Source organism: Janthinobacterium rivuli, from assembly GCF_009208735.1.
GTDB lineage: Bacteria > Pseudomonadota > Gammaproteobacteria > Burkholderiales > Burkholderiaceae_D > Janthinobacterium.
The window spans coordinates 1-15,358 of record NZ_WFLJ01000029.1; the positions used below are offsets into that span (position 1 = coordinate 1).

The 15,358-nt window shown below is 61.6% G+C and carries 14 protein-coding genes and 1 pseudogene; 4 read left to right on the forward strand and 11 right to left on the reverse strand.

Annotation, left to right across the window (positions count from 1 at the left end):
* Nucleotides 1-118: pseudogene (locus GCN78_RS27565) on the forward strand (IS5/IS1182 family transposase); the annotation flags it as partial.
* 152 nt (nt 119-270) lie between these two features.
* On the opposite strand, the gene GCN78_RS27570 reads toward GCN78_RS27565, so the two are convergent.
* From GCN78_RS27570 to GCN78_RS27605, 8 genes are all read right to left on the reverse strand, one after another.
* A complete protein-coding gene (locus GCN78_RS27570; protein ID WP_152254544.1) occupies nt 271-711 on the reverse strand; it encodes a hypothetical protein in 441 nt (146 codons plus the stop codon).
* A gap of 198 nt (nt 712-909) precedes the next feature.
* Entirely contained in the window at nt 910-3,201 is a 2,292-nt protein-coding gene (locus GCN78_RS27575) for a TonB-dependent receptor (RefSeq protein WP_152254578.1), read from the reverse strand.
* 431 nt (nt 3,202-3,632) lie between these two features.
* Nucleotides 3,633-5,357: a methyl-accepting chemotaxis protein gene (locus GCN78_RS27580; protein WP_152254545.1), complete on the reverse strand. Its 1,725-nt coding sequence runs from the start codon at nt 5,355-5,357 to the stop codon at nt 3,633-3,635.
* Nucleotides 5,358-5,673: 316 nt separating this feature from the next.
* Nucleotides 5,674-6,063 (reverse strand): nuclear transport factor 2 family protein, encoded by a 390-nt coding sequence (locus GCN78_RS27585; RefSeq protein WP_226939854.1) that lies wholly within the window; start codon nt 6,061-6,063, stop codon nt 5,674-5,676.
* A gap of 5 nt (nt 6,064-6,068) precedes the next feature.
* Entirely contained in the window at nt 6,069-6,281 is a 213-nt protein-coding gene (locus GCN78_RS27590; protein WP_099403040.1) for a hypothetical protein, read from the reverse strand.
* An 86-nt stretch (nt 6,282-6,367) separates the two neighbouring features.
* Complete coding sequence (locus GCN78_RS27595) at nt 6,368-6,871, reverse strand: DUF2939 domain-containing protein (RefSeq protein WP_193316891.1); 504 nt, start codon at nt 6,869-6,871, stop codon at nt 6,368-6,370.
* Nucleotides 6,872-6,996: 125 nt separating this feature from the next.
* The gene (locus GCN78_RS27600; RefSeq protein ID WP_152254547.1) at nt 6,997-7,443 is read right to left on the reverse strand and encodes a DUF2939 domain-containing protein; all 447 of its coding nucleotides are present in this window, start codon (nt 7,441-7,443) and stop codon (nt 6,997-6,999) included.
* A 36-nt stretch (nt 7,444-7,479) separates the two neighbouring features.
* A complete protein-coding gene (locus GCN78_RS27605) occupies nt 7,480-8,172 on the reverse strand; it encodes a hypothetical protein (protein ID WP_152254548.1) in 693 nt (230 codons plus the stop codon).
* A 227-nt stretch (nt 8,173-8,399) separates the two neighbouring features.
* Between GCN78_RS27605 and GCN78_RS27610 the strand changes: the two genes are divergently transcribed.
* Together GCN78_RS27610 and GCN78_RS27615 are read left to right on the forward strand one after the other, a co-directional pair.
* On the forward strand, nt 8,400-9,239 hold the full coding sequence (locus tag GCN78_RS27610; protein WP_152254549.1) for a hypothetical protein: 840 nt from the start codon (nt 8,400-8,402) through the stop codon (nt 9,237-9,239).
* A gap of 14 nt (nt 9,240-9,253) precedes the next feature.
* A complete protein-coding gene (locus GCN78_RS27615; protein ID WP_152254550.1) occupies nt 9,254-11,452 on the forward strand; it encodes a penicillin acylase family protein in 2,199 nt (732 codons plus the stop codon).
* Nucleotides 11,453-11,531: 79 nt separating this feature from the next.
* On the opposite strand, the gene GCN78_RS27620 is transcribed toward GCN78_RS27615, so the two are convergent.
* The gene (locus tag GCN78_RS27620) at nt 11,532-12,713 is read right to left on the reverse strand and encodes a trans-sulfuration enzyme family protein (protein ID WP_152254551.1); all 1,182 of its coding nucleotides are present in this window, start codon (nt 12,711-12,713) and stop codon (nt 11,532-11,534) included.
* Complete coding sequence (locus GCN78_RS27625) at nt 12,710-14,101, reverse strand: pyridoxal-phosphate dependent enzyme (RefSeq protein WP_413465248.1); 1,392 nt, start codon at nt 14,099-14,101, stop codon at nt 12,710-12,712. The genes GCN78_RS27620 and GCN78_RS27625 overlap by 4 nt, the downstream gene beginning before the upstream one ends.
* A gap of 290 nt (nt 14,102-14,391) precedes the next feature.
* On the opposite strand from GCN78_RS27625, the gene GCN78_RS27630 reads away from it, so the two are divergent.
* On the forward strand, nt 14,392-14,940 hold the full coding sequence (locus GCN78_RS27630; protein WP_152254552.1) for a thymidine kinase: 549 nt from the start codon (nt 14,392-14,394) through the stop codon (nt 14,938-14,940).
* A 126-nt stretch (nt 14,941-15,066) separates the two neighbouring features.
* Here the strand turns inward: GCN78_RS27630 and GCN78_RS27635 are convergent, their stop codons facing one another.
* A complete protein-coding gene (locus tag GCN78_RS27635) occupies nt 15,067-15,339 on the reverse strand; it encodes a putative signal transducing protein (RefSeq protein WP_152254553.1) in 273 nt (90 codons plus the stop codon).
* Between the last annotated feature and the right edge of the window lie 19 nt (nt 15,340-15,358).

Consider the following 15,358-nt stretch of genomic DNA (forward strand, 5'->3'; position numbering starts at 1 on the left):
GCTACACCGCTTCCGCCGATTACGCATCCGCTACGAGCGCCGTGCCGATATCCATCAGGCATTCCTCTCGCTTGCCTGCATACTCATCTGCTGGAGATACATTCAGCGGTTTTGTTAGGCGTTCTAATACTCATGCTCATGGCAACTTCAGGTGCACGGCGGCCGCTCCCGTCTGGAAGACCAGCCTGTATGGTGCGATGCGAATGGAGCTTATTCTTAATGGCAAGTGCGGGTTGGCAGGACAACGCCGCGGACGATGTGATCATTGAATCAGTCCTGAATTCCAGCTTCAATTTCAAAACGATTCCAGATCTCTCTGTTTTTGGCATCCGCCGCATCTTGGCGCACAGCATAGCCCTGTTTCGTTTCGCTCGAATTTGGAGCGACACCTTCGAGCGCCGTGAGCGACGAGGCGTAGTAATCTTTGAGTAATTTTGCTGCGGCAGGTTTTTTTGCAACGGCTTTCAATGCAGCTGGATAGATATTCTTTAACTCTGCCTTGGCCTTTTTGATGCAAATTCGCATAGGCGGAACGGCATCATCCAGCTTTCCGAGTTGAACTTCCAAGATAGCGGTATGGGTCTCCATGCGGCACATCAATGTTTGAAATTGCGTCTGTAAGCGAAAGGTATCAAGAGGATCTGATTTTTCCTCTGCATGTACGGCAGGCTGGGCGAGAGTCAGGGCTACCGCAAACCAATATTTTTTCATACAAGACGCCGGAGTAATCATGGGGCCAGATTGTATTAAAAATAAACAACTGGAAATCTATCCAATTGTTGCATTGTTTTGTTAGTAGTACCTCCAATGCAGCGCGCAACTTGCGCTGAACATGGAATTGACGCCGCGTTGGAGTGAGCGGGCTCCAACACGAGCGTGGTCAGAGTATTATTGTCGCCTAATCAAGCGTCAAAACGTCGCCTTGAACTGCACCCCATACGTGCGCGGTTCGTTGATGATGCCCGTCAGGTTGTCGAAATCGATGGCGCCCAGCGACTGGATCTGGTTGGTGATGTTGCGGCCATACGCGGAAAGCTCATAGCGGTCCCATTTGTAGCCGACGCGCAAGCCGCCTTCGAGCAGTTCCTTGGCTTTGTATTCCTTCGCTTCATACAGGAAGAAGTTGTAGCTGGTGCGGTAGGCCCAGTCCGTGTAGGCGTAGAACTCGCCATTGGCGACGGGGATGCTGTATTTCAGGGTGAAGTTGGTTTGCCATTCCGGGGCGCGCGGCAGCGGGTTGCCGTCGATGTAGGCCGTGCCCTTGAACGGGCCCTGCGGGTCGGTGACGGTGCAGCCGCTGGCCGGGTTGTTTTGCGCGTTGCCGCAGCTTTGCACGAACAGTTTCTTGTCCTGGATTTCCGTGTGGTTATAGCTGCCGCCCAGGGTCATGCTGAGTGAATCGCTGAGGTTCGCCTGGAAATCGAGTTCCACGCCACGGCCCGTGGCCTTGTCGGCATTGATCAGCTGGTTCATGTTGACGGCGCCGCTGCCGGCCGTCAGTTGCTTGTCCTTCACGCGGTACTGGAACACGGCCAGGCTCAAGCGCGCGCGCTTGTCGAACAGGTCCTGCTTGATGCCGGCCTCGACGGACAGCGCCTTTTCGGCGCCGGCAAACGAGGGGCGGTCGGCCAGGCCGTTCAGGCGCCCCTGCATCGACGGCGCGCGGTAGCCGGTGGCGATGCGCGCGTAGGCATTGGTTGCCGGCGTGAGCACGTAGGTGCCGCTCAAGTCCCAGCTGATGTTGTGCGAGGTGTCGTTCAGGTTGAAAGGGCCGGCCGTGGTCGCTTCCACGCGCTTGGCCGAGAAATCCTTCTTGTCGCTCGTGTAGCGCAGGCCGGCGCGCAGTTTCAGCGCGTCCGAGACCGTGTAGTTGAGCGAGCCGAAGGCCGCATACGATTTCGAGCTCTGGTTTTGCGTGGCGTAAGCGCTGTTTTGCGGATTGCCGGGCGCCAGGCTGTCAAAGCTGATGCTGTCGATCTGGATGTCTTCCTTGAAATAGAACAGGCCGGCGATCCATTGCAGAGGCCCCTTGGCGCTCGATTCGGCGCGGAATTCCTGCGAAATCTGCTTGTGGTTGGGGATCACGTCGGCCGTTTCCACGACGAAGGGGATGAAGCCCGGGCCCATCGGCGGTGCGTACACGGCACCATAGCCGCCGTCGACGTCGGCGCGACTGAAGAAATCGAGTTTTTCGTAGCCGGTGATGGAATGCAGGGTGACGCCAGGCAAGTCCCATTTCAGGCGCATGCTGCCGCCCTTGGTTTTCAGGTGCTGGCGGTTGATGCCGTCGGTCGGGTAAGAGCCGTAGTCGAAATTGTCGACCAGGTCATTCGTGCCCTGTTTCAGGATGTTGGCGCGGAACAAGGTGGCCGTGCCATCGAGGTTGCGCGCGTGCACATTGAACAGGGCGCTGAAGTCGCGCGTGGGCTTGACCAGCACCTGCAGCCGGGCGGCGCTGTCTTCATAGCCTTCGAAGTCGCGCGTGCCGGTGGGGCGCGGATTGTGCACGCGGTCGTCGCGGCGCTGCGTCTGGCCGGAGAAGCGCAGGGCCACCGTGTCGCTGACGGGCACGTTGTACGCGCCTTCCAGGTTCTTCATGCCATCCTTGCCAAAGCCGCCGCTCAGGTAGCCTTCCGTCTTGAAGACGGGCTTGGCGGAATCGAACTTGATCACGCCGGCCGGCGAGTTGCGCCCGAACAGCGTGCCTTGCGGGCCGCGCAACACCTCGACCTGGTCCACGTCGAACACGGGAAAACCTTTCAGCATGGCGTTTTCCTGCACCACGTCGTCCATCACCAGGCCCACGGGCTGCGAGGCGTTCAGGTCGAAGTCGGTATTGCCCAGGCCGCGAATGTAGAAGCGGGGGAAGGTGCGGCCGTAATCCGATTCGACGGACACGCTGGGCGAGCGGCTGTTGAGAAAACGGATGTCGGCGCCGCCGGCCGTCAGGGTGTCGAGCTTGTCGCCCTTCAGGGTGGCGATGGACATGGGCACGTCCTTGATGTTTTCCGCGCGCCGCTGCGCCGTCACGATCACCGTTTCCAGTTGGCCAGGACCGGCCTGTGCCGCCGGCGCGGCAGGGGCGTCGGCGACAGGCGCCGGGACGCTGTCCTGTGCCTGCGCCATCGCCTGCAGGGGAAAGGCGGCGGTGATTGCCAGGGCAATCAGGGTATGGCGTACTGTGCTGGCATGCGGTGTCATCATGTAACGGCTCCTGTCGGTCGAGGTTGTTGGGGCATGCAGGCTGGCGCTGGCCAGCTGAACGAAAAATCATGCTAGCACGGAAAGTTTTGGTATTCATGCCATTTTCCAGCGATGGCTATTCATATCCGTTTCGACTGAATACGTGAATAAAATCGTATTTGTCGTCAATATCCGACGGGTGCATAGTAGAGTGCCGGCAGGCTTGTGCGAGCGCAAAAGTGGCCGGGCGTAACGATGGGGTTTCCTGCGGGAGCGCAAAAAAGAGCGATGGCTGTTGCCGTGCTGGTCGCTTGCGGGCAGTGGAAATACAACAGCTGCCGCGGATTTTTTCGGGAGGGGCGTGTTGTTGCAACGCGACAGGAGCGCCGCCTGCGGCGAGGCCCCTGTGCGGGTGTGGCGCGGCACGCGTGGCCGCATGCCGCTATCTGCTAAAACTCTTCCCAATCGCCGGCCGTCACCGCTTCCGCTTGCACCGCACGGTGTTTTGCCGGCGCGGCCTGGCGCTTGACGGTGCTGCTGGCCGGCGCCGGTACCAGGCGCAGCGGCTTGTGGCTGGCACGCGCTGGTGCAGGCGCCGGTGCGGCCGCATGGCCGTCGTGCGTCTTGAAGATGCTCACGGTTTGCACCAGGTGGCTGGCCTGGTCGCGCAGTGATTCGGCGGCCGCCGCCGCTTCTTCCACCAGCGACGCGTTTTGTTGCGTGACGCCATCCATCTGGGTCACCGCCTGATTGATCTGCTCGATGCCGGCGGACTGTTCCTGGCTGGCCATCGTGATTTCAGCGATGATATTGCTGACGCGGGCGACGCTGGCGACCACCTCGGACATCGTCGTGCCCGCTTGTGCCGCCAGTCTGGCACCGGCATCGACGCGGCTCACGGAATCGTCGATCAGCGTCTTGATTTCCTTGGCCGCGCTGGCGCTGCGTTGGGCCAGACCGCGCACTTCGGTGGCCACGACGGCGAAGCCGCGGCCCTGTTCGCCGGCACGCGCCGCTTCCACGGCGGCATTCAGGGCCAGGATATTGGTCTGGAAGGCGATGCCGTCGATGACGCTGATGATGTCGACAATCTTGCGCGACGATTCGCTGATCAGGTCCATGGTGCCCATCACTTGCCCCACCACGTCGCCGCCCTTGCTGGCGACGTCCGATGCGGTGGTGGCCAGCACATTGGCTTCGCGGGCGTTTTCCGCATTCTTGCGCACGGTGCTGGTGAGTTCTTCCATCGAGGAAGCGGTTTCTTCCAGTGAACTGGCTTGCTGTTCCGTGCGCAGGGACAGGTCGTTGTTGCCGGTGGAAATTTCCTCGGCGGCAAGGGCCACCGTGTCGGAATCCTGGCGCACGGAGGACACCACCGAGGTCAGCGACACCTGCATGCGCTGCAGCGCCGACAGCACGCTGACGCTATCGTGCGCTGCAACGTTGAGTTTGCCTGTCAGGTCGCCGCCCGCCAGCTGGCTGACGGCGTCGCACAGCTGCTTCGGTTCGGCGCCCAGCGCCTTGAGCAGGCTGCGTGTGATGAGCCAGCCCGCCAGGGCCGCCAGCACGATGGACAGCAAGCTGGCGCCGATGAGGATGTTCCTGTTGAGAATATAGCGCTCATTGTCTTCCTGCAGGATGAGGGCGGAGCGCTGGTCCGTCAGGGTGAAATAGTCATCGGTGGCCGCGACGAGGGCGGCCAGCAGCGGACGGCATTCCTCGTTCATCTTGACGATGGCCAATTCGGTTTTCTTTTGCAGCGCCAGGTCGACGATGGCCAGCGCCACGGGGGCGTAGCGCTTTTCGATGCTGTCGATCTTGTTGATGATGGCGCGCACCTCGTCCGATACCCCCGGCTGCTGCGCCAGTTGCAGCAGATGCTGCATGTTCCTGGCGACATCGGCGTGCGCTTGCAAGACCTGTTTGCGTTCGATTTCCAGGTCTTCCGGCTTGGTGACGAGCACCAGGTTCCTGGCCGCCACGGCACGCATGTCGATCGCGTCACGCACGCGGTGCGCCGTATTGGCGCGGGCCGTGATGCCGTTGACATACTGCTCAAAGCCCGTGTTGAAAGTGGAAAAACTCCGCACCGACAGGGCCGAGATGCCGATGAGGAAAAAGACCAGCAGGCCGAAGGCCAGAGTGAGCTGGGTGCGAACGGTGAATTTATCCATGATGTCTCTCCCAAGAATACGTGGTGACGATTAGAAAGGATGCTTGCGCGGAACAAGTGGCAGGCGTTGGCCTGGCAGCGGGTCGTGCGTTACGCAGTGCTTCTCTATCCAGAACACGGATTCGTGGTGTGAGGATTGTGGTACTTAAAAAAACGATTCCAATAATTTATTTGTTTTATTTATTAAATTCATTGTTGCAAAAAAAAATTAGTAAATCAATGAGATTTCGTGCCGTAAAACAACTTTCCGGCATGCATGGTTTGCTCCGGCGCCGCTGGAGCTGGCACCGGAAAAGCGTCTGGAGAATGGGGGAGGATCAGCCGGGAATGGGCGTGCCCTGGTGAAAAACCATTTGCCAGCGGCCGTCGCGCCATGTCCACAGCGAACTGCGCCAGCTGGCGCTGGCGGGCAGGGCGCCGCTCGCGTGGCGCTCTGAGCGGTAGGTAACAAAGGCGACATCGTCGGCCAGCAAGCGGGCCTGAAAATCGCTGATGCTACGGCGGCAAAAGTCTTCCGCCGGCAGGTCCGCCAGGGTTGCCGCGCGCGTCCAGAGATTGCCCGAACTGCCGAATTCGACGAACTCGTCGGCCAGCATGGCCGCCAGCCTGGCGCTGTCGGCGCGCACCGCCTGGCTTTGCAGCGCCGCTTCCAGCGCCTGCAGCTGCGCCGCCAGGCCTGCGCTGTCCTGCGTCTTGTCCGTTGCCAAGGTGTTCAGATGGGAAAGGCGCCCGCGCCCGAGACATTCAGGCAGGCGACCTTGTCGCTGGAAAAATACTTGATTTGCCCCAGGCCGATGGCGTAGCAGCCGTCACTGAGCGGGGAAATGGGGCCGGTGAGTTTTTCACCGCTGACGAGGGTCACCACCCAGGGCGTGGTGGCCGGTTTGCCCGCGTGGGTCAAGGCGTGTTGTACCAGGTCTGACATGCTGCCTCCGATGGAAATCAAAAACCGATGATAGCAGTGTACGGTGTCGGATAGCGGCTGGATTGACGACACGAAGGGCGGGCGCCTTACGCGTCGGCCAGCAGATTCTTTGGCAGGGCCACCGACACCAGTTTCCAGTGCCACAGGCCGTCGCGCGTCAGGGTCAGTTCGCCGATGTGGCTTTTGCTGTGGGCGCGCTGCACCACGACGCTGTTCCAGGAGGTGTAGCGCAGCTTGTAGTCGGGCTTGGTGTTGCGTTTGCGGCCGCTGATGTCGCTGACCTTGGCGATCGGATTTTCGTAGCGGTCATTGAGCTTCATCAACGCGACGATGCCTTCAGGCATCAGCATGGTATCGAGCAAGGGATCGATGACGTCGGGACTGATGTCGTCGGCCACTTCCGGCGCCGAGAACAGGGTGTGCAGTTGCTGCCCGAGGCTGCCGCGCAGCTGGGCCAGGTCGATTTGCGCGGCCAGGGCCTGGCTATCCTCGTCCATGGTCGCCGCGCGGATCTTGTTCATGGTGAAATACGGGCTGCCATAGAAGACGCCGGCCAGCGCGACCAGTGCCACTACAGCGAGAAGCATCATTCTTTTCATCGTGCAATCTCTCGGATGCCTGGCGACCCGGTGCGCCTGAAGTGTTGGCATTCTACATAATATTTCCCAAAATCAATATAGCGGTTTAGGTAAGTGTTGTTTTAGATCAAGTTTCGTCAGAGTAATTCTGGCGGCAAGGTGATGTCCGTCAGTTTCCAGTCCCAGATGCCATGGCGGCGCAGCAAAAACTGGCTGGCGGCGGGCCCGGCCCCGCTGCGCCGCAGCACCACTTCGTTCCACGAGCGGTACGCCATGCCGAAGTCGTGGCGCTTGCCGTCCGCCCCCTGCTTGCCGTGCAGGATCAGCACCGTGATGCCGGGCGGCGAGACGATGGTGTCGAGCATTTCCTTGAAATCGTCTTCGCTGGCCGTTTCGCCGGCCGCCCGCAACTGGCGCGCCACGCTGGCGCGTATGGCGGGCAGGTCCGCCTGCTGCGCGAGGTTTTCCAGGCGCACGGATTTCGCCGCGATGCTGATGCGGTACATGGCGATGTAGGGGCTGACCCAGGTGAAGCCGATGGCGGCGACGGCAAAAATGATCGCGGTGGCGTACTTTCTTTTCATGCTATATCTGCTCGGATCGCAGCTTGCTCACAAGGGTCAATAGCCGCCAAGGATCTGGTATTCCAGGCCTTGATTTCCTGCGCTGCGTACCTGGATCCGGATTTTCCTGAAGGTAATTTCCGCAGGGAAACTGGATATCTCAAACGACAAGTCTTGCGCAAACGACGGCCGTGCCAGGTCGCCTGCATATTCTCTGTAGGCAATGCGCAAGGTTTGATTGCTGTAGCCCTGGTATAGCAACTGCGAATTGATGGACCTGTCGATAGGTGCCGTTTCCACTCCCAGGCCGAATTTGATGCCGGGATTGACATCTTCGTGCAACCACATCAGATCGCTTGCGACCATTACCTGGTCCAGCAGGCCATCATTGTTGCGGTCAGCAAAACAGGCATTCTTGGTCATTCCGATTAGCAACATGTTGAATACCTGCCGTTCAGTGCAGTAAGCGGGTTTCCCCTCGACATCGGCGCGGTACAGGAAGTCGCCCTCGATGACGGCGACACGTCCGCCACCAATCGACACGGCGCGCCCATCGTAAATCTGATAGCCCGTTTTGCTTGTGTACTGGAAAGTGGATAACAGTGCTTCACCGGCAGTGACTTTTGAAACGATGTTCAGTTGCGGATCATGGCCGATGCGCTCCATCGTGCGGGTCGTCTCGCGGACCTCCATGGTGGCGCATCCGCTGAGTAGCAGGGCAGCGATGGCGACGTGGCAGAACTTTTTCATTGATTTCCTTGTTGTCTGGGGCGCGCTCATGCACAGGCAGGCGCGAGTAAAAGGGGATGGTAGCTAAATATTGCCAAATGATAAGTTCAGTTGCCTGTGAAAGAAAGGAAAAATGCACTTTTTCCCTCCTTGAGGAGCGATGGCGGACCTCAGTCGGCTTTATGGGTGGCGGATGGTGTAGCATTCGTGCCGGCGCGGACCATCGCGCCGCAATATTGAGGACAACCATGAATATCACTATCAATCAGGTGCTGCAGTCGTATATCGATCCGCTCACCGCCAGCGAGTACGCGGCGCTCGAGCGCAGCCTGCTGGCCGAAGGCTGCCGCGACGCGCTGGTGCTGTGGAACGACGTGCTGATCGACGGGCATAACCGCTACGCCATCTGCCGCCAGCACGGCATCGAATTCAAGACCATCCAGAACACCAGCTTTACCTCGCTCGACGACGTCATGCTGTGGATGATCGACAATCACCTGGCGCGCCGCAGCGTATCGGACTTCCAGCGCGGCGTGCTGGCCCTGCGCAAGAAGGAAATCGTCGCCGCGCGCAGTCCCGCGCCCGTCAGCGCCCAGGATGCGCCGGAAGGCGAAAACGCGCCGAAGCCCCCCATGAGCACGCGCGAAGAGGTGGCCAAGGCGGCGAGATTGAGCAGCAACCAGATCAGCCAGATCGAGAAGATCCAGAAGGCGGCCGCGCCGGAACTGGTGGAAGCCGTCCGCTCGGGCACGATCTCGATCAACGCGGCGGCCACCGTGGCGTCCTTGCCGCCGGAAGAGCAGGTGGCGGCCGTCGCCGGCGGCAAAAAACTGCTGCGCCAGGCGGCCAAGGAAATCCGCGAACAGCGCGCCGCCACGCGCACGCCGCGCGAGCCGAAGGCGCCCCACGTGTCGCAGGATACGCCGGAAACAGGCAACGAACCGTGGGCGGACAATGCGGCGCAGGCGCCGTCCGAAACGGAACGCCTGCGCGGCGAGATCGCCAGCCTGAAACAGAAGGTGGCGCAGCTGCAGGCGGAAAATGTGGAGTTGAACCAGCGTATCGCCGCCTTGATCGACGCATCCTGATCTGGAGTTTTTGCATGTTACATCGCAGTGCCCTGTTTGCCTCCGTCGCTGTCGCCAGTATTCCCGTGCTGGCCGCGCCCGCTGTTTCTGTCACGGACATGGCCCGCTGGCGGGCCCAGGCCGCCAACGTCAGCATCGCGCGCGACACGTGGGGCGTGCCCCATGTGACGGGCAAGAGCGATGCGGATGCCGTCTTTGGCCTGATGTATGCGCAGGCCGAGGATGATTTCCCCCGCGTGGAACTCAACTACATCAACGCCATGGGACGGCTGGCGGAAGTGGAGGGCGAACGGGAGCTGTACCGCGACCTGCGCATGAAGCTCTTCATCGACCCGCAGGAGTTGCAGGCGCAGTACCGCGCCAGCCCGCCGTGGCTGCGCAAGCTGATGGATGCGTTTGCCGACGGCCTGAATTTTTACCTGGCCACGCATCCGCAGGTGAAACCAAAGCTGATCACGCATTTCGAGCCGTGGATGGCCCTGAGCTTCAGCGAAGGCAGCATCGGCGGCGATATCGAATCGATCAACCTGGCGCAGCTCGAAGCGTTCTACGGCCAGCAGGCCATGCCTGCCGCCGTGGCGCTGGCCAGCGTGGAAACGGGCTTGGATCCGGAGCCGAGCGGCTCGAACGGCTTCGCCATCGCGCCCGCGATCACGAAAAATGGCCATGCGCTCTTGATGATCAATCCGCATACCTCGTTCTATTTCCGTCCCGAAGTGCAGGTCACCAGCGGCGAAGGCTTGAACGCGTATGGCGCCGTCACCTGGGGCCAGTTCTTCGTCTACCAGGGTTTTAACGACCGCCTCGGCTGGATGCATACCTCGGGCGGCGGCGACGTCATCGACGAATACCTGGAAAGCATCGTCGACCACGATGGCGCATGGTTCTACCGCTATGACGGCGGCTTGCGCCCCTTGAAAGCCGTACCGATTACCTTGCCATATAAACTGGCCGACGGCGCCATGGGCTCGAAAATCATCACGGTCTACTACAGCCACCATGGCCCCATCGTGCGTGCGCAGGACGGTAAATGGGTGGCCGTGCGCCTGATGCATGAACCGTTGAAGGCGCTCACGCAGTCGTACACGCGCACCAAGGCGCGCGATTACGCGGCCTTCTACAAGACGATGGAGCTGCGCACGAATTCCTCGAACAACACCGTGTATGCGGATGCGGATGGCAACATCGCCTATTTTCACGGTAATTTCATCCCCGTGCGCGACCCGCGCTTCAACTGGAAGCAGCCCGTCGACGGCAGCGACCCGGCCACGGAATGGCAGGGGCTGCATACGGTGGCGCAAACCATCACCCTGTTCAATCCGAAAAATGGCTGGATACAGAATACGAACAACTGGCCGTATTCGGCGGCCGGCGCCAACAGCCCGCGCCAGAGCGACTATCCCGCCTACATGTCCGTGTATGGCGAAAACGCGCGCGGCCTGCATGCCGTCAAGGTCTTCCAGAACCAGAAGGATTTCACGCTCGACAAGCTGATCGCCGCGTCCTATGACAGCGAGCTGACGGCGTTCGAAGCGCTGCTGCCGCCGCTGTTCGCGGCTTGGGATGCGTTGCCGGCGGGCGACGCGCGCAAGCTGGCGCTGGCCGACAAGGTGGCCTTGCTGCGGTCCTGGGACTGGCGCTATTCGCTCACGTCGACGGCCACTTCGCTGGCCGTGTTCTGGGGCCAGGAACTGGCCGAAGTGGTTGGAAAACAGGCGCGCGAGCACGGCGTGCCCGTGGTCGATTTTCTGGCGACGGACAAGGTCACTGCGGCGCAACGGCTGGACGCCCTGGCCAGTGCCGCAGCCAAGCTGCAGCGCGATTTCGGTAACTGGCAAACGCCGTGGGGCGAGATCAACCGCTTCCAGCGCCTGACGGGCGATATCGTGCAGCCGTTCGACGATGCGCAGCCCAGCTTGCCCGTGCCTTATGCGTCGGGCAACTGGGGCGCGCTGGCCGCGTATGGCCAGAGCAGCAAGAGCAGCACGCGCAGGATTTACGGCGAGCGCGGCAACAGCTTTGTGGCGGCCGTGGAATTCGGTCCCCGCATCAAGGCGAAAAGCATCCTCGCGGGCGGCCAGAGCGGTGACCCCAAGTCGCCGCATTTCCGGGACCAGGCGGCCATGTATGCGCGCGGCGAGTTCAAGGACGTGCTGTTTTATCCCGAGGACGTGGCGAAGCACCTGGCGCGCAGGTATCGGCCGGGGGAGTGAGGAAACCCCACCGCTACAGCCGGGGTCGTACCCTCAGGGTACGACCCCAGTAGTTTTGGTCCTGGGTTGATCTGAAATATCAAATCGCGTCGAGCGCCGTGCGCAAGTCATGGCGCAAATCCTCGATATCCTCGATGCCCACCGACAGCCGGATCAAGCCATCGCCGATGCCCAGTTTGGCCCGCTGCTCGGCCGGGATACTGGCATGCGTCATCAGGGCCGGGTGTTCGATCAGGCTCTCCACGCCGCCCAGGCTTTCGGCCAGAGCGAACACCTCGCAGCGTTCGAGGAAGCGCCGTGCGCCCGCCAGGTCCGTATCGAGGTCGATCGAGATGATGCCGCCGAAACCGTCCATCTGGCGCCGCGCCAGCGCGTGCTGCGGGTGCGATGCCAGGCCCGGATAAAACACTTTTCTTACTTCCTTCTGCTGTTCCAGCCACTGCGCCAGCGCCAGGGCGCTTTCGCAATGGCGCTGCATGCGGATGGCCAGGGTTTTCACGCCGCGCAGGGCCAGGAAACTGTCGAACGGCCCGGCGATCGCGCCCACGGAGTTTTGCAAGAAGCCCAGCTGCTCGCGCCATTCCGCCTGGCGCTCTTCCGCGCCGACGATGGCGATGCCGCCGATGATGTCCGAGTGGCCGTTCAGGTACTTGGTGGTCGAATGCACGACGATGTCGAAGCCGTGTTCCAAAGGCCGCTGCACCAGCGGGCTGGCAAACGTGTTGTCGGCCACGGCGATGATGCCGCGCGCGCGGCAGATGTCGGCAATCGCCCGCAGGTCGGCCAGTTTCAGCATCGGGTTGGTCGGCGTTTCGACCCACACCATCTTCGTTTCCGGGCGTAGCGCGGCCAGCAGGTTCTCGGGATTGGTCAGATCGACATACGTAAACTCGTGCCCGGCCGAGCGCCGGCGCACGCGCTCGAATAAGCGGTAGGTGCCGCCGTACATGTCGTCGCCGGCGACGATATGGCTGCCCGCGTCCAGCAATTCCAGCACGGACGAGATGGCGGCCAGGCCCGAGGCGAACGCGAAGGCCGCGCTGCCGCCTTCCAGGTCTGCCACGCAGCGCTCGAGCGCCCAGCGCGTGGGATTGTGCGAGCGGCCGTAATCGAGGCCCTTGTGCACGCCGGGGCTGTCCTGCACGAAGGTGGAGGTGGCGTAAATGGGCGGCATGATGGCGCCCGTCGACGGATCGGACGACTGGCCGGCGTGGATGACGCGGGTGGCGAGGCGGCTCTTGCGGGGAATGTGCTGGCTCAAGATAGTGTCCTGCGTAAGTGGTTGAGAAGGTCGAAGCGGGTGATCAAGCCATAGAAGGCGTTGTCGTCGGCGACGACGGCCGTCAAGCCACGGTCCAAGGTGGCGCGCAGGGCGGGCAAGCCGCTCGATGGCGCCAGGGTTTCGAGCTGCGTCGTCATGGTGGCGCCCACCAGACCCGCGAAATGCGCGGCGTCGCTTGATACATGCAGCAGCAAATCCGATTCGTCGAGGATGCCGACCAGCCGGCCGCCATCGATGACGGGCAGCTGCGCCAGGTCGCTGGCCCGCATGCGGTTGAAGGCCGTCAGCAGGGTATCGCCCGGCGCCACGCTGACGACGTCGCCCTCGTCGTAGCGGCGCCCGATCAGGTCGCGCAAGTCGCCCGAGAGCGCCCGCTGCAGCAGACCCTGGTCGCGCATCCAGCCGTCGTTGTAGACCTTCGACAGGTAGCGTGTGCCCGTGTCGCACACGAACGTGACGACGCGTTTGGGCGTGGTCTGTTCGCGGCAGTATTTGAGGGCGGCGGCCAGCAGGGTGCCGGTGGACGAGCCGCCTAAAATGCCTTCGGCGCGCAGCAGGGCGCGCGCGGAATCAAAACTTTCCTGGTCGCTGATGGTGTAGGCTTTTTTCACGCTGTCCATGTCGGCGATAGCCGGGATGAAATCTTCGCCGATTCCTTCCACGGCCCACGAGCCGCTCGTGTCCGACACCTTGCCCGTGTCGATGTATTCGGTGAGGATGGAGCCTTGCGGGTCGGCCAGCACGAATTCGAGCTTGGGCTGCACCTTGCGGAAGTAGCGCGTCAGGCCCGTCAGGGTGCCGGACGAGCCGACGCCGACGACGATGGCATCCACGTCATGGCCGCTTTGCTCCCAGATTTCCGGTCCGGTGGTCGTTTCGTGGGCCAGCGGGTTGGCGGGATTGTTGAACTGGTCGGCGAAGAAGGCGCCGGGCAGGTCGCGCGCCAGGCGCGCCGCGTAATCCTGGTAGTACTCGGGATGGCCCTTGCCCACGTCCGAGCGCGTGGTGTGCACTTCCGCGCCCAGGGCCTTCAAATGCAGCACTTTTTCCGTCGACATCTTGTCGGGCACGACGAGAATCACGCGGTAGCCCTTGATGCGGCCGACCAGGGCCAGGCCGATGCCGGTGTTGCCGGCGGTCGCCTCGACGATGGTGCCGCCCGGCCGCAGGCGGCCGTCGGCTTCGGCCGCTTCGATGATGGACAGGCCGATGCGGTCCTTGATGGAACCGCCGGGATTTTGCGATTCCAGTTTCAGGAACAGCTGGCACAGGCCCGTGTCGAGCCTGGTCACTTCGACCAGCGGGGTATTGCCGATCAGCGTGTATAGCGCTGGCGGCTGGGATGGGGATGGCATTCGATCATTCATGGTGGCTCCTGTCAGAGAAACAGCCGCTCCGGATTGTGTCCCGAGCCGCCTTCCGTGCCGCGCAGTGTAGGCGGGTGGACGGGTGCGGCGAACGAATGTTTGCATGCTTGCATATGCGGCTTTCGCATATGCCTGCGGAACTGCATCATCCCAGTATGCACCGTTTTCCGGCGCTTTGCCTCGGCATGGGCGCATGGATTAAGCTGCCGCAAGCTTGCCATTGCGATTTATAATCACGCCTCGAAAAGATACTAAATAGTATTGAAATTACTCAGACAGGGCAGGCGGCAGTGGCAAAACTTTATTTCCGGTATTCCGCAATGAACGCGGGCAAGTCGACGGCCTTGTTGCAGGTCGCGCACAACTATGAAGAGCAGGGCCAGCAGGTGCGCCTGTACACGGCCGCCATCGACAGCCGCTACGGCGTGGGAAGGGTCACTTCGCGCCTGGGCCCGCAGCGCCAGGTCGACATCTTCCACGCCGACACGAATTTCCTCGACGATATTCCCCAGGTCGCCTGCCTGCTGGTGGACGAGGCGCAATTTCTCAGCACGGTCCAGGTGCAGCAGCTGCACCAGTTGGCGCAAGTGAAGGGCGTGCCCGTCATCTGCTACGGCTTGCGCACGGATTTCAAGGGCGAACCGTTCCCCGGCTCGGCCTATCTGCTGGCGCTGGCCGACGATATCGAGGAATTGAAGAATATTTGTACTTGCGGCAAGAAGGCCACGATGAACATCCGCGTGGACGAGCAGGGCCGCCGCATCAAGGAAGGTGAGCAGATCAGTATTGGCGGCAACGAGAGTTACCGCCAGGCGTGCGGGCGCTGTTTCTATGCCTGATTTACAACGCCTAGCAAAACCGTAGCGAGCGGAAGGAAGTTGTGGTTGAGAAGCGCAACTGTACGAAGGTACAGTGAGCATCGCAGACCGCAAATTACGACGCGCAGTAGGTTTTGACAGGTGTTCTTAATCCGCGACGGGCACGCCCACGTCGGCATCATCCGCCAGCGCCAGGTCGCCCCGCTCGAAGGCGGCCAGGATGTCATTGGCGCGCGCCACGTCGTGTTCGCGCACCATGACGCGGGCGCCGCCGATGGCGGCCGCCAGCAGCATGTCGGCCTGCATGTGCTGGTCGTCCGTCAGCAGCACGTCGATGCCGGCGGCCGCCAGGCAGCCGCGGATGACGTGCGCATCCGTGGGTATCATCAGCCGGGCTATTACAACGTAGTCGTCGTGCATGCTGCCTCCTGGCAAAGTG